Origin of the sequence: Pseudomonas sp. 28 E 9 (genome assembly GCF_900004785.1) — a bacterium.
In the GTDB taxonomy this organism is placed as follows: Bacteria; Pseudomonadota; Gammaproteobacteria; order Pseudomonadales; family Pseudomonadaceae; genus Aquipseudomonas; species Aquipseudomonas orientalis_A.
This window is the reverse complement of sequence record NZ_CVTK01000042.1, coordinates 168052-182657: the sequence shown is the minus strand read 5'-3', so window position 1 is coordinate 182657 and position 14606 is coordinate 168052. Positions and strand designations below refer to the sequence as shown.

Sequence of the window (14606 nt, the reverse complement as noted above, 5' to 3'; positions counted from 1 at the left end):
CGACTTCAAGCGACGGCAACGACGTCAAGGATGCGTTGCACCACGCGGTCCTGGTCTACACCCGCGGCCTCGGCTTCGAACGACAGGATGATGCGGTGGCGCAACACGTCGAACAATACCGCCTGGATATCTTCGGGGCTGACGAAGTCGCGACCGGCCAGCCAGGCATGGGCACGCGCGCAGCGGTCCAGGGCGATGGAGCCGCGCGGGCTGGCGCCATAGGCAATCCACTCGGCCATTTCCGGGTCGAACTTGGCCGGGGTGCGCGTCGCCATGACCAGTTGCACCAGGTATTCCTCCACCGCATCGGCCATGTACAGGCCGAGGATTTCCTTGCGCGCGGCAAAGATCGCCTGCTGACTGACGCGGCGCTCGGGCTTGGTTTCGCCGTTGAGCGCTTCGCCACGGGCCTGTTGCAGGATGCGCCGTTCGACGGCGGCATCCGGGAAACCGATCTTGACGTGCATCAGGAACCGGTCGAGCTGGGCCTCAGGCAACGGGTAGGTGCCTTCCTGCTCGATGGGGTTTTGCGTGGCCATGACCAGAAACAGTGGCGACAGCTCGTAGGTGCTGCGCCCCACGCTGACCTGGCGCTCGGCCATGGCCTCGAGCAACGCCGACTGGACCTTGGCCGGCGCACGGTTGATTTCGTCCGCCAGCACCAGGTTGTGAAAGATCGGGCCTTGCTGGAACACGAAGCTGCCGGTTTCCGGACGATAGATTTCGGTGCCGGTGATGTCGGCGGGCAACAGGTCGGGGGTGAACTGGATACGATGGAACTGCGCTTCGATGCCTTCAGCCAGCTCTTTGATGGCCTTGGTCTTGGCCAGGCCCGGCGCGCCTTCGACCAGCATATGGCCGTCGGCGAGCAGGGCGATCAGCAGGCGATCGATGAGTTTTTCCTGGCCGAGAATCTGCGTAGAAAGAAAGGTTCGCAGCGCTAGCAGCGCTTCACGATGTTCCATCGATGACGGTTCCTGGAAAAGATGAGCCTGGGTGTCAGGAAAAAAACACCGGCCTGGGGGGCTTACTTTAATGCATCGCGGGGTGTGGCGACTAACGGCGTGACGGGTATTTTTGGCAAAACTTGTAGGAATTTTGTGTAGGGGGGGGCTTGCTGGGGTGAGCACAGTCGAGGTGGGAGGGGGCTTGCTCCGGTGACGGCCGCACAGCCAACGCGTATCTACCTGACGCTCCGAGGTCCAAATGTGGGAGGGGGCTTGCCCCCGATGGCGGCCTCAGGGCCAGCCAGTATCTTGGATCAGACCGAGTACATATCCATTATTTAGGTAACGGCTGCTAATGGTTCCGCTTTTACAGCGGCTCACTTTTGAAAAGCGCAAAAGTAAGCAAAACGCTCTTGCCCCACCACTCGGCACCTCGCCTGGGCTCGGTGTGCCCGATCGAAGGCTTGAATCCGTGGGCCCACGGATTCAAGCCTGCGTTCGGCCAGCGTGGTTTAACGGGGCGCCTAAGATCAAGATCAAAAGCCAGATCAAGAGCGGCTCGCTTCGCATCGTGGTTACGGGTGGGCGCGGCTGCGTTGTGTAGGAGCGAGCTTGCTCGCGAAAAACGTCAACGATAACGCGCGTTTCCTGAATGAACGCGGTGCCTGTGAGTTTTTCGCGAGCAAGCTCGCTCCTACAGTATCAGGGCAAGCGCCCTCCTTCGGTGCAGCTTAAATCCGGGTGAAGGTGCCGGTGCCTTTGAGGATGTTCTGCAGGGTCTGTTCGACCTCGGCCAGGTCGGATGCGGCCGTGGCATGAGTAATCTCAAGGTGGTCCTTGCCCCCCAGCGCATCGGCATCACCGGCGGCCAGTTCTACCGACAGAGTGGTGTCGCTCAGCGTTACCTTGAGCCCGGCCAGCGTCGATGGCTCATAATCCCAGGTCAACTCCACGTCGTCTTCGTCCGGGTAACGGCTGAGCATGAACATCTCGCCATTCTTGCCGTGGCAGCAGAGCATGGCCATGTTGTCTTCTTCGTCGTCGCACGGAGTGGCCATCAAGGCATCGGTTTTCAGCTGCAGCATGGAGAATCCTGTGTTGGGGAGGGGCGTTGCGCGGGGCAATTGTGCCATTGCGGCGAATTTTATGCTGCACGATGTGTCACACCCCTGGGCATGACCTTGCGAGCGGTATCAGTCATTTCTGGCACTCGCAGGCTTGAAAGCAGGTGGTTTTTTACCCGAAAAAAACCGGTTGCCCAAGTTGCAACCCCACACCTGCTTGCCGATGACCGAATATGTCGCAGCACCGCAAGCAGCGCGCTTCCCACACTCGTTAAGCTGCGCAACGGATGTGCTCCGTGCCAGGCGCCTGACCTGCCCGTCGTACCGTCACCCGGCAAGGTGCGCATCCGGTGGAGGTTGTATGTGACCTGACTGTCTTGTCCAGCTTCACCCACCTGTCACTCTGAATCGTTTATCGTGACCGACGAACAGAGCTGACGGTCTCCCCGCAGGGGGATAACACGCGACGCTTCCATCAATAACAAGCCCAAGCGGAGTACCACAGATGGCGTTCTTCACCGCAGCCAGCAAGGCCGACTTCCAGCACCAACTGCAAGCGGCACTGGCGCAGCACATCAGTGAACAGGCACTGCCACAAGTGGCGCTGTTCGCTGAGCAATTCTTCGGCATCATTTCCCTGGACGAACTGACCCAGCGTCGCCTTTCCGACCTGGCCGGTTGCACCCTGTCTGCCTGGCGCCTGCTTGAGCGCTTCGATCACACCCAACCGCAAGTGCGGGTCTACAACCCCGATTACGAACGTCATGGCTGGCAATCGACCCACACTGCGGTCGAAGTGCTGCACCATGACCTGCCATTCCTGGTCGACTCGGTGCGTACCGAGCTCAACCGCCGCGGCTACAGCATCCACACCCTGCAAACCACCGTGCTCAGTGTGCGCCGTGGCAGCAAGGGCGAACTGCTGGAAGTGCTGCCCAAGGGCACCCAGGGCGAAGGCATCCTGCAAGAATCGCTGATGTACCTGGAAATCGACCGCTGCGCCAACGCCGCCGAGCTGAACGTGCTGAGCAAAGAGCTCGAGCAGGTGCTGGGCGAAGTGCGCGTGGCCGTGGCCGATTTCGAACCGATGAAAGCCAAGGTCCAGGACCTGCTGGCCGGTATCGACGCCAGCGCTTTCGCTATCGACGGCGAAGAAAAAGCCGAGATCAAGAATTTCCTCGAGTGGCTGGTGGGCAACCACTTCACGTTCCTGGGCTATGAAGAGTTCGTGGTACGTGACGAGGCGGACGGCGGTCATATCGAATATGACGCCGACTCCTTCCTCGGTCTGACCAAGTTGCTGCGCGCCGGCCTGACCGCCGAAGACCTGCGCATCGAAGACTACGCCGTCGCCTACCTGCGCGAACCGACCGTGTTGTCGTTCGCCAAGGCTGCCCACCCGAGCCGCGTACACCGCCCGGCGTATCCGGATTATGTGTCGATCCGCGAAATCAGCGCCGACGGCAAGGTCATCAAGGAACACCGCTTCATGGGCCTGTACACCTCCTCGGTGTATGGCGAAAGCGTGCGGGTGATTCCTTACATCCGCCGCAAGGTCGCGGAAATCGAGCGCCGCTCGGGCTTCCAGGCCAAGGCGCACCTGGGCAAGGAACTGGCCCAGGTGGTTGAAGTGCTGCCTCGCGACGACCTGTTCCAGACCCCGGTCGACGAGTTGTTCAGCACCGTCATGTCGATCGTGCAGATCCAGGAACGCAACAAGATCCGCGTGTTCCTGCGCAAAGACCCGTATGGCCGTTTCTGCTACTGCCTGGCCTACGTGCCGCGCGACATCTATTCCACCGAAGTGCGCCAGAAAATCCAGCAAGTGCTGATGGATCGCCTGAAAGCCTCGGACTGCGAATTCTGGACCTTCTTCTCCGAGTCCGTGCTGGCCCGTGTGCAACTGATTCTGCGGGTTGACCCGAAGAACCGCCTGGACATCGACCCGCTGCAACTGGAAAAGGAAGTGGTGCAGGCCTGCCGCAGCTGGCAGGACGACTACGCCAGCCTGGTGGTCGAAAGCTTCGGCGAAGCCCACGGCACCAACGTGCTGGCGGACTTCCCGAAAGGTTTCCCGGCCGGCTATCGCGAGCGTTTCGCCGCGCATTCGGCCGTGGTCGACATGCAGCACCTCAACAGTCTGACCGAAGCCAACCCGCTGGTGATGAGCTTCTATCAGCCGCTGGGCCAGGTCTCCGGCCAGCGTGAGCTGCATTGCAAGCTCTACCACGCCGACACCCCGCTGGCGCTGTCCGACGTGCTGCCGATCCTGGAGAACCTGGGCCTGCGCGTGCTGGGTGAGTTCCCGTACCGCCTGCGCCATGCCAATGGCCGCGAGTTCTGGATCCATGATTTCGCGTTCATCGCCGCCGAAGGCGTGAACCTGGATATCTCGCAGCTCAACGACACCCTGCAGGATGCCTTCGTGCACATCGTGCACGGCGATGCCGAGAACGATGCGTTCAACCGCCTGGTACTCACCGCCGGCCTGCCATGGCGTGACGTGGCGCTGCTGCGCGCTTACGCCCGTTACCTCAAGCAGATCCGCCTGGGCTTCGACCTCGGCTACATCGCCAGCACCCTGAACAACCACACCGACATCGCCCGCGAGTTGACCCGGTTGTTCAAGACCCGCTTCTACCTGGCGCGCAAGCTCACCGCCGACGACCTGGAAGACAAGCAGCAACGCCTGGAACAAGCGATCCTCGCCGCCCTGGACGATGTCCAGGTGCTCAACGAAGACCGCATCCTGCGTCGCTACCTGGACCTGATCAAGGCGACCCTGCGCACCAACTTCTACCAGACCGACGCCAACGGCCAGAACAAGTCGTACTTCAGCTTCAAGTTCAACCCGCATGCGATCCCCGAGCTGCCCAAGCCGGTGCCGAAGTTCGAGATCTTCGTCTACTCGCCCCGCGTCGAAGGCGTGCACCTGCGCTTTGGCAACGTCGCCCGTGGGGGCCTGCGCTGGTCCGACCGTGAAGAAGACTTCCGTACCGAAGTGCTCGGCCTGGTAAAAGCCCAGCAGGTGAAGAACTCGGTGATCGTGCCGGTGGGCGCCAAGGGCGGCTTCCTGCCGCGTCGCCTGCCCTTGGGCGGCAGCCGTGACGAGATCGCGGCCGAGGGTATCGCCTGCTACCGCATCTTCATTTCCGGCCTGTTGGACATCACCGACAACCTGAAGGACGGCGCCCTGGTGCCGCCGGCCAACGTCGTGCGCCATGACAACGATGACCCGTACCTGGTAGTGGCGGCCGACAAGGGCACCGCGACCTTCTCCGACATCGCCAACGGCATCGCCATCGACTACGGCTTCTGGCTGGGCGATGCGTTCGCCTCCGGTGGTTCGGCCGGTTACGACCACAAGAAAATGGGCATCACCGCCAAGGGCGCGTGGGTCGGGGTGCAGCGTCACTTCCGTGAGCGCGGCATCAATGTGCAGGAAGACAGCATCACCGTGGTGGGCGTCGGCGATATGGCCGGTGACGTGTTCGGTAACGGCTTGCTGATGTCCGACAAGCTGCAACTGGTCGCGGCCTTCAACCACCTGCACATCTTCATCGACCCGAACCCGAACCCGGCCACCAGCTTCGTCGAGCGCCAGCGCCTGTTCGAGCTGCCGCGTTCGGCCTGGACCGACTACGACACCAGCATCATGTCCGAAGGCGGCGGGATCTTCTCGCGCAGCGCCAAGAGCATCGCCATCTCGGCGCAGATGAAAGAACGCTTCGACATCAAGGCCGACAAGCTGACCCCGACCGAACTGCTCAACGCCTTGCTCAAGGCGCCGGTGGACCTGTTGTGGAACGGCGGTATCGGTACCTACGTCAAGGCCAGCACCGAGAGCCACGCCGATGTGGGCGACAAGGCCAACGACGCGCTGCGCGTCAACGGCAACGAGCTGCGCTGCAAAGTGGTGGGCGAGGGCGGCAACCTGGGCATGACCCAGCTGGGCCGTGTCGAGTTCGGCCTCAATGGCGGCGGTTCCAACACCGACTTCATCGACAACGCCGGTGGCGTGGACTGCTCCGACCACGAAGTGAACATCAAGATCCTGCTCAACGAAGTGGTGCAGGCCGGTGACATGACTGACAAGCAGCGCAACCAGTTGCTGGCGAGCATGACCGACGAAGTCGGCAACCTGGTGTTGGGCAACAACTACAAGCAGACCCAGGCCCTGTCCCTGGCTGCGCGCAAGGCTTACGAGCGCGCCGCCGAGTACAAGCGCCTGATGAGCGACCTGGAAGGCCGTGGCAAGCTGGACCGCGCCATCGAGTACCTGCCGACCGAGGAGCAGCTTGTCGAGCGCGCCGCGACGGGCAAGGGCCTGACGCGTCCGGAGCTGTCGGTGTTGATCTCCTACAGCAAGATCGACCTCAAGGAAGCGCTGCTCAAGTCCCAGGTACCGGATGACGAGTACCTGACCCGCGACATGGAGACCGCGTTCCCGCCGAGCCTGGTGGCCAAGTTCTCCGAGGCCATGCGTCGCCATCGTCTGAAGCGCGAGATCGTCAGCACTCAGATCGCCAACGACCTGGTCAACCACATGGGCATCACCTTCGTGCAGCGGCTCAAAGAGTCGACCGGCATGAGCCCGGCGAACGTGGCCGGCGCCTATGTGATCGTGCGCGATATCTTCCATCTTCCGCATTGGTTCCGTCAGATCGAAGCCCTGGACCACCAGGTGTCGGCCGACGTGCAACTGGAGCTGATGGACGAGCTGATGCGCCTGGGCCGTCGCGCCACGCGCTGGTTCCTGCGCAGCCGTCGCAACGAACAGGACGCCGGGCGTGACACTGCGCACTTCGGTCCGCACCTGGCGGCGCTGGGCCTCAAGCTTGATGAACTGCTCGAAGGTCCGACCCGCGAAGGCTGGCAGAACCGCTACCAGGCCTACACCCAGGCCGGCGTACCGGAGTTGTTGGCACGCATGGTTGCAGGCACGACCCACCTGTACACCCTGCTGCCGATCATCGAAGCCGCCGACGTGACCGGGCATGACGCCGCCGAAGTGGCCAAGGCCTACTTCGCTGTCGGCAGCGCCCTGGACCTGCCGTGGTACCTGCAGCAGATCAGTGACCTGCCGGTGGCCAACAACTGGCAGGCCCAGGCCCGCGAAGCCTTCCGCGACGACGTGGACTGGCAGCAACGGGCGATCACCATTTCGGTCCTGCAAATGGCCGACGCGCCGCAGGACATGGAAGCCCGCGTGGCCCTGTGGCTTGAGCAGCACCAGGACATGGCGGATCGCTGGCGTGCGATGATGGTGGAAATCCGTGCTGCGGTCGGCACGGACTACGCCATGTACGCGGTGGCCAACCGTGAATTGCTGGACCTGGCGTTGAGTGGTCAGTCGGTGTTGCAGCCGGCGTGATCAAGCGGCAATGAAGAGGCCCCGTATCGCAGGATACGGGGCCTTTTTTATCGGTGGGGGTCACGCTTCTCCCCGGATATCGGTGTCACCAGCCTAGAATGACCAGCGGTTCGAGCACCTGGAATACCCGCGTAATGGTTCCCCGCAGTTGCGCCAGGATGATGTCGCTTTCGGCGGTGTCCTGCATTTGATGCTTGATGGCCTGATAATCGTCTTCGACCGATGGCAGGGGCAATGCGCCGTCTACCTTGGTCAGGACCAGCTTCAACAACGCACAGGCCTTGGGCAGATTACGTTCAAGTCCGTAGGTGCGGTGTACCCGATTCTTGTCCTGCGACAAGCCTGCCAGCGCATACGCGTACTCCAGCAGCCCATCGAGCTGGCCCATCATTGCCAGTTGGATGATTCTTTTTTGTTTTTCCTCAACACTGACCGCTTCGTCGGTAGTAAAGGCCAACTCGTAAACTGCCTTTGGATAACCCCTGTCCGCCGCTCGTTGAGTCAGTTCCACGATCAGTGCCTGGCGTTCCAGGCGATTGGGTACCAGTTCCGGTCGTTTGGCGTAGGCGTCTTTCAGTTCGTACATCGCTGCGATGTCGCCTTGATCAGCGGCTTTTTTCAGCCACTGTACGTCGTTGGTCAGCGTATACAGATAACGCTGTGCCGAGGGCGTATCGGCAAGGGGTGGTGTGGTTGCCAGCGTCCTGGCTCTGGCCAGGGATTCGCTGTCGCCCAAGCGCAGCAATGCTGGAATATGGTCTTGAGCGGCCGCCAGTCGCAGCCATTTGGCGGTCGCCTCGCTGACAAGGCGAAAGCCGCCGTCCAGGCGCGTTTCGCAGGTGGCCATGGCGTATTGCGATTCCACGTCGCCTGCGGCGCCGGCGATGGTCAGATGAAACCTCGCCTTGTCATAACTGCCCAGTGCGTAAAGGCCAAGCCCGATCTGCTTGGCTGTTGCATTGAGTTCAGTCAAGCCCGTGTTGACCTCGGCCGGGAGTGCTGCGGACTGCTCTTTCAACTGCTTGAGCAGGTTGAACAGTGAAGTTCGGGTTTGTGATTCGATGGACATGGTTCGTACCTGTGATAAGCACTGAAAGTGTGCGAGACACAGGTTATGCAGAGCGTGTGGGGCCAAGGTGCTAATTACTTGACGCGCTGCGGCTGGCCACCTTGCCTGTGAGAGGCGGTGCGCTCCCACAGGTTGATCGTTATCCAGGTCGGATCAGTGGTTTTTCAGGAGCTGTGTTTCCAGGTGGTCCAGGTGCTGCGTCATCAGCGCTACGGCGGTGCCCGAGTCGCGCTGCGCCAGCGCATCCACAATCGCCACATGCTCCTGCCACGCACAACAGGCGCGGGTTCGACGTTCGTACTGGGCAATGACCAGCGAGGTCAACGGCACCAGGCTATTGAGGAACTGCGCCAATGGCCCGTTCCCGGCGATAGCGGCCAGTTGTAAATGGAATTCACCGGACAACCGGATCGCCGGCCCGCGCTGGTCGCGTTCGATGCAGTCACGTTCGCGGGCGATCAACTCGCGTAACTGGCGTACCTGTGCCGCTGTCGCCCGGGCGCAGGCCAATTGCACCACGGTCATTTCGGTCATGCGTCGGGCTTCGAGAATCTGCCGGGTTTGCTGGGCGTCCGGCGCCGCCACCTGGGCCCGCTGGTTGGGGCGCAGGATGATCACTTGCTGGTGTGACAACTTGGTCAGGACGCGGCGGATCACGCTGCGGCTCACGCCAAAGCGCTCCCCCAGGCTTTCTTCGGTGAAGCGGCTGGCGGGGGCGATGCGTTGCTCGAGAATGGCGTCGAACAGCCGTGGATAGATCTCATCTGCCGAGGGCTTCTTGCCCGGCACCCGGCGCAGGCAGGGCAGGGGGTCGCGTTGCAGGGCGTGGACGTTCATGGCCTGTCTCCAATTATTCAGCTGCCCAGATGGTCATCCGGGATGTTCAGGCGAATGCCCATGCGCAAGCCTTCCTGCAGGATGTGCCGACGCATTTCCGCACTGGCCAGGGCGCTGTTCTTGTTGCGGATGGCGCGCACCACGGCTTCGTTTTCCTGCAGGCGTTCGGCCAGGTGCTCCGGGGAATTGCGCAACACCTGGGCGCTTTGCTTGAGCGCCGTGCTGGTCTGCTGCACCACGTTCTGGAAGATCGGGTTGGAGGTCAGGGCGAACAGTTCTTCGTGAAATTCGATGTAGGCGTTCATGCCCGCCTCGGCGTCGCCTGCATCCAGGGCTTCGCGCATGTCCATCAGGGTCAGGCGCAGTTGGCCGATTTCCTTGCTGCTGATGGATTGGGCGACCAGGCCGACGATGAAGGGTTCCAGGGTATAGCGCAGTTGCAGAATGTCTTCGAGGCTGGCATCGGCCACTGCGTCGCTCGACTGCGGCTCGCTGACGCTGGTTTCCAGCACCACCACGCCTTTGCCGGGCATGGAGCGCACCAGGCCGAGGGTTTCCAGCACGATCACCGCTTCGCGCAGGCTCGGGCGGCTGATGCCCATCTGCTCGGCCAGTTCGCGCTGGCCGGGCAGCATTTCACCACGGCGCCATTGCCCGCGTGCCAGGGCGGCGCGCAGCTTTTCTACGACTGAATTGACGACGGTTGAGGTGCTGATCACGTCTCATGCACTCCTTGAAATTGCGAACACGATAGTAAAACTGTTGAAGATCAAAGTGTGGGAGGGGGCTTGCCCCCGATGACAGTGTGTCAGCTCGCACATCCGGTGACTGATCTACCGCTATCGGGGGCAAGCCCCCTCCCACATGTGTCTATGCCGCTTTCAGAACTCCTGATGCGCCGGCAATACCGGTTTCTTGGTCTGGAAGGCATAGCCTTGCTGGCCGTCGAGTACCTTGTTGGCGCGCTGGATATCGATGTCTTTTTCCCAGCGGGCGATGGCCACGGTGGCGACGCAGTTGCCGATCAGGTTGGTCAAGGCACGGCCAATGCCCATGAACCAGTCCACCGCGAGTACCAGCACCAGGCCGACCACCGGAATCGCCGGGATGGCCGTGAGCGTGGCCGCCAGAATCACCAGGGCCGAGCCCGGAATGCCGTGGGCGCCTTTGGAGGTGATCAAGGAGACCAGCAGGATAGTGAGCAGGTCGGTCATCGACAGCGGGGTGCCCGTCGCATTGGCGATAAAGACGATGGCCAGGGTCAGGTAGATCGAGAAACCGTCGAGGTTGAACGAGTAGCCGGTAGGAATCACCAGGCCTACGGTGGAGCTGCCAATCCCCAGGTGCTCCAGCTTGCGCATGATCTGCGGCAGCACCGCGTCGGACGACGCCGTGCCCATCACGATCAGCAGTTCTTCGCGCAGGTACTTGAGCAGCGGCAGCATGCGCAGGCCCGACAAGCGCATCACCAGGCCGAGGATCAGCCCGACGAAGGCCAGACAGGTCAGATAGAACAGGCCCACCAGGCTGCCCAGATGTTGCAGGGAGTCCAGGCCATAGGTGCTGGTGGTGAACGCGATCGCGCCGAATACGCCGATCGGCGCCAGGCGCACAATCATGCCCATGATGCGGAAGATCACATGGCTCAGCTCGTTGATCAGCCGCGAGATGCCCGATGCCGCTTCACCCACCAGGTTCAGCGCACTGCCGAACAGCACCGAGAACAACAGCACCTGCAGCACGTTGTTGTCGGCGAAGGCACCGATCACTGAGTTGGGAATCAGGTCCATCAGGAACTGGCTGGTGCCCTTGATGTGCTGGCCCTTGTCGGCCAGTTCGTTCAGGCCGGCGGACGAAAGCTGCTCAAGATGGATGTTGGCGCCGCTGCCGATGCCGGTGCTGAAGGCCATGATCAGGCCGAGCACCAGGGCGACGGTGGTCAGCACTTCGAAATAGATCACCGACTTCAAGCCAATGCGCCCGACTTTCTTCAAGTCGCCGGCGCCGGAAATGCCGCTGACCACGACGCAGAATACAATCAGGCCGATCAGCATTTTGATCAGCTTGATAAAGCCGTCACCCAGGGGTTTGAGTTGCGAGGAGAATTCGGGAAGGGCCAGGCCGCAAATGACGCCTAGCATCAGGCCAATCACGACTTGCAGGAAAATCGAACGCGAGCACCATCTGAGCATGGGAGGGATCTCTATTCGGTGCCCTGGTGGTTCCAGGGCTTAATTGTTGTGGTCTTACCGGTAAGGCCAGTGCGCGGCCAGTCTACGCCCGGTTTTTTTCAAACTACAAGTAAATATTCGGTGGCCGCTGGGACCCGGTCTGACCAGTGAGTCGGTAAGCACGGTGCTTGAGCGGTTGACGCCGTGGAAATTTTTTTGCGTATCATCCGCGCTCGGTACACGAGGTGATGGATGGAACAATCAGGCCTGACAACGGATGAAGCCGGGCGCACCTGCTGCGCCTGGCGTAACGCCGCGCCGCAATACCTGCATTACCACGACCATGAGTGGGGCGTGCCGGTGGCGGATGACGTCCTGCTGTACGAGAAGATCTGCCTGGAAGGTTTTCAGGCCGGGATGGCGTGGATCACCATCTTGCGCAAGCGCGAGCAGTTTCGGCGGGCGTTCGACGGCTTTGATTTTCGCAAGGTGGCGCAGTATGGCGAGGCGGATATCGAACGCTTGATGGGCGACCCGGGTATCGTGCGCAACCGGGCGAAGATTGTGTCGACGATCAACAATGCCCGCCGCGCCTGCGAACTGGTGAGTGAAAGCGGTTCGCTGGCGCGCTGGGTATGGTCTTTCGAGCCCGGCCCGCAGGAGCGCCCGGCGGTGGTGGACATGGCGTACTGGAACGCCAACCCGACCTCGCCGGCTTCGGTGCGCTTGTCCAGGGCGCTCAAGAAACGCGGTTGGACCTTTGTCGGCCCGACCACGATGTATGCGCTGATGCAGGCGCTTGGGATGGTCAATGATCACCTGGAGGGCTGCATCTGCCGAGAACGTATCGAAGCACTGCGCCATCAGTTCGAACGACCCTGAGCGCTCGCCCGCGTGCTCAAAAATATTTAAGCCAGGTGATATCCCTGCGCCGCGCCTTGAGTGCGGCGAACCATCGCACCGGCACATACAGCGCCAATGGCAGCACCAACGCCACCGCCCAGACGGCGCCGACGCTGTCGAAACCGAAATAATTGCCGTGATTGAGCCCAAACAACGCGACACACGCGACATGAATCAGTTTGAGCACATACAGGTGCAGCAGATAAAAGAACATCGGCGCCGCGCCAAATACCGCCAGCATGCTGATCCAGCGCTTGTGCCCGGCACGTTCGAACGCCAGCAGCAACAGCAGGCCGATGCCCAGCGTCAGCGCCAGGAACAACAACGAAGGTGGATACTTGGTGACGTTGAAGAAGCTCATCACGCTCTGCACGCCGTTGTCATAGGCCTGCCAAGGCTTGTCGCCATATCCGTTGAGCGCCCGCAACAGCACAAACCCGAGCAGTGCGCCGACGCCTGCGAGCAGCAAATAACGCTGGCGCACGGCGGGTAGCACGGTCGTCGAAAACCACGGACCGAGGCCGTAGCCCAGGGCAATCACGCCGATCCATGGCAGTACCGGGTACGTCACACGAATGCGCAGGGTGTCGGACACCTCGATAAAACTGCGCTCATGCAGGATCGACCACGCCACCTGCGCGGCCGAGCCGGGGGTGAAATGCACCCCGTCGAGCAGGTTATGCCCGGCAATCAATACCAGCGCCAAAGTAATCAGCAGCGGGCGCGGCAACCATACCAGCGCGGCGAGGGCGATCATGCTCACCCCGATCGCCCAGATAACCTGCAGGTAAAGCAGGCCCGGTGGCCACTGGAAGGTCCAGGCGAAGTGCACCAGCGTGACCTCCAATACCACCAGAACCAGTCCACGCTTGAACAAAAATGCCGACACCGCGCGCCGACCCTGGTCTTTCTGGCCGTACAGCCAGGCTGACATACCGGTGAGCAACACGAACACGGGCGCGCAAAGATGGGCGAGGGTGCGGCTGAAAAACAGCGCGGGCTCGGTGGTGTCGATGTTCATCGGGTCGCCGACCTGGCGGTGCAGCAGGAACGTTTCGCGTGTGTGGTCGAGCAACATGAACAGGATCACCAGGCCCCGCAGGGCGTCGATGGAAAGCAGGCGTTGGCGTAGCGCAACAGCATCGGTCATGGGGCAGTTCACAAGGCTGGGAAAAAAAGAGGCGTTATCATATAACATTATTGGCGCATTGCCGCGCTGTTTAACGAGCGTATCGGAGGCATTGATGACACACAGGAACGTTCAATCGGCCGAGGCCGTGATCGACTTCTGGAAACAGGCGGGCCCAAAGCGTTGGTTTGCCAAGGACGACGAATTCGACGCGAGCTTTCGCGAGACCTTCCACACCACCCATCTGCAGGCGGCCCGGCGCGAGCTGGAGGATTGGCTGAACACGCCCCACGGTGCGCTGGCCTTGCTGATCCTGCTGGACCAGTATCCGCGCAACGCTTTTCGTGGCACGGCGCATATGTTCGCCACCGACCCGCTGGCGCGCCTGTATGCGCGATGCATGGTGGACGCAGGATTGGATCAACTGATCGAACCCGAACTGCGCGCGTTTTGTTATTTGCCGTTTGAGCATTCGGAAGATCCGCAGGATCAGCAACGCTCCATCGCACTTAATCAGCCTCTGGACGCCAACACCTATCGTTGGGCCAGGGAGCATGCGCGGATCATTCAGCGGTTTGGGCGCTTTCCCCATCGCAATGCGGTGTTGGCCAGGGAGACCACCGATGAAGAACGAGACTTCCTCGACGCCGGCGGATTCGCGGGTTAAGTGATCAAGCTGCACTATTCCCGCGAGGAATGGCCCCATAAAAACGCCGCATTGTCTTTATCACCGCGCATCTCGTAGCGTGAAGCCTCATTTCAAGGAGATCCGGCGCCACTGGTGGCTTACGCCCGGCGTCAGTGGCAAAGGCCATCGGTGCAGGAATGGCTCAACCAGCCACGCCCTGGGGTGTAGGGCTGTCGTTCATTTGCGCGACGCGCCGGTCCAGGTCTTCCCAATCGGCCATGCCCAGCACGCGCGTGGTGTTCAAACCGCGCAGGTAGCCACGCAGTTGCTGGGCACTGGCCGATTGCGCGGCGGCAACGCTGGTGTCACTCAACAGCACGTCTTCATACTCGACCAGGTAATCGGCGACGCGCTCGCGAAACTCCGGCAATACGGCTTCGCGGATGCGGTCGAAGGTTTTCTGGTGACGCTTCATGGCATGGTC

The 14606-nt window shown here is 61.4% G+C and carries 11 protein-coding genes and 1 pseudogene; 4 read left to right on the top strand and 8 right to left on the bottom strand.

Going from position 1 to position 14606, the window contains the following annotated elements; genetic code table 11:
- Positions 1-5: 5 nt before the first annotated feature.
- Both BFQ00_RS11230 and BFQ00_RS11225 read right to left on the bottom strand, forming a co-directional pair.
- Entirely contained in the window at positions 6-965 is a 960-nt protein-coding gene (locus tag BFQ00_RS11230; protein ID WP_020301524.1) for an AAA family ATPase, read from the bottom strand.
- Positions 966-1678: 713 nt separating this feature from the next.
- Positions 1679-2032 carry a hypothetical protein gene (locus tag BFQ00_RS11225; protein ID WP_065885199.1) on the bottom strand — a complete coding sequence of 118 codons (354 nt, stop codon included), beginning with the start codon at positions 2030-2032 and terminating at the stop codon, positions 1679-1681.
- 484 nt (positions 2033-2516) lie between these two features.
- On the opposite strand from BFQ00_RS11225, the gene BFQ00_RS11220 reads away from it, so the two are divergent.
- Positions 2517-7385 carry an NAD-glutamate dehydrogenase gene (locus tag BFQ00_RS11220; RefSeq protein ID WP_065933560.1) on the top strand — a complete coding sequence of 1623 codons (4869 nt, stop codon included), beginning with the start codon at positions 2517-2519 and terminating at the stop codon, positions 7383-7385.
- 85 nt (positions 7386-7470) lie between these two features.
- Here BFQ00_RS11220 and BFQ00_RS11215 read toward each other — a convergent pair whose 3' ends face one another.
- The 4 genes from BFQ00_RS11215 to BFQ00_RS11200 all read right to left on the bottom strand — a co-directional run bounded on the left by BFQ00_RS11215 (position 7471) and on the right by BFQ00_RS11200 (position 11498).
- Positions 7471-8454, bottom strand: a complete 984-nt coding sequence (locus tag BFQ00_RS11215) for a tetratricopeptide repeat protein (protein WP_065933559.1) — start codon at positions 8452-8454, stop codon at positions 7471-7473.
- A gap of 153 nt (positions 8455-8607) precedes the next feature.
- Complete coding sequence (locus BFQ00_RS11210; RefSeq protein ID WP_065933558.1) at positions 8608-9291, bottom strand: GntR family transcriptional regulator; 684 nt, start codon at positions 9289-9291, stop codon at positions 8608-8610.
- Positions 9292-9308: 17 nt separating this feature from the next.
- Positions 9309-10010 (bottom strand): FadR/GntR family transcriptional regulator, encoded by a 702-nt coding sequence (locus BFQ00_RS11205; RefSeq protein WP_065885203.1) that lies wholly within the window; start codon positions 10008-10010, stop codon positions 9309-9311.
- A 162-nt stretch (positions 10011-10172) separates the two neighbouring features.
- The gene (locus tag BFQ00_RS11200) at positions 10173-11498 is read right to left on the bottom strand and encodes a C4-dicarboxylate transporter DctA (RefSeq protein WP_170827551.1); all 1326 of its coding nucleotides are present in this window, start codon (positions 11496-11498) and stop codon (positions 10173-10175) included.
- A 216-nt stretch (positions 11499-11714) separates the two neighbouring features.
- On the opposite strand from BFQ00_RS11200, the gene BFQ00_RS11195 reads away from it, so the two are divergent.
- Positions 11715-12344: a DNA-3-methyladenine glycosylase I gene (locus BFQ00_RS11195; RefSeq protein ID WP_065885205.1), complete on the top strand. Its 630-nt coding sequence runs from the start codon at positions 11715-11717 to the stop codon at positions 12342-12344.
- Positions 12345-12360: 16 nt separating this feature from the next.
- Here BFQ00_RS11195 and BFQ00_RS11190 read toward each other — a convergent pair whose 3' ends face one another.
- Entirely contained in the window at positions 12361-13515 is a 1155-nt protein-coding gene (locus BFQ00_RS11190; RefSeq protein ID WP_065933557.1) for a DUF1624 domain-containing protein, read from the bottom strand.
- A gap of 94 nt (positions 13516-13609) precedes the next feature.
- Here BFQ00_RS11190 and BFQ00_RS11185 point away from each other — a divergent pair, with 94 nt between their 5' ends.
- Together BFQ00_RS11185 and BFQ00_RS30010 are read left to right on the top strand one after the other, a co-directional pair.
- Positions 13610-14161: a DUF924 family protein gene (locus tag BFQ00_RS11185; protein ID WP_065933556.1), complete on the top strand. Its 552-nt coding sequence runs from the start codon at positions 13610-13612 to the stop codon at positions 14159-14161.
- Between the two features lie 102 nt (positions 14162-14263).
- Positions 14264-14350, top strand: a pseudogene (locus BFQ00_RS30010) (glutathione S-transferase); the annotation flags it as partial.
- On the opposite strand, the gene BFQ00_RS11180 reads toward BFQ00_RS30010, so the two are convergent.
- The gene (locus tag BFQ00_RS11180) at positions 14325-14597 is read right to left on the bottom strand and encodes a hypothetical protein (protein ID WP_065885209.1); all 273 of its coding nucleotides are present in this window, start codon (positions 14595-14597) and stop codon (positions 14325-14327) included. The pseudogene BFQ00_RS30010 and the gene BFQ00_RS11180 overlap by 26 nt on opposite strands.
- Positions 14598-14606: the final 9 nt, after the last annotated feature.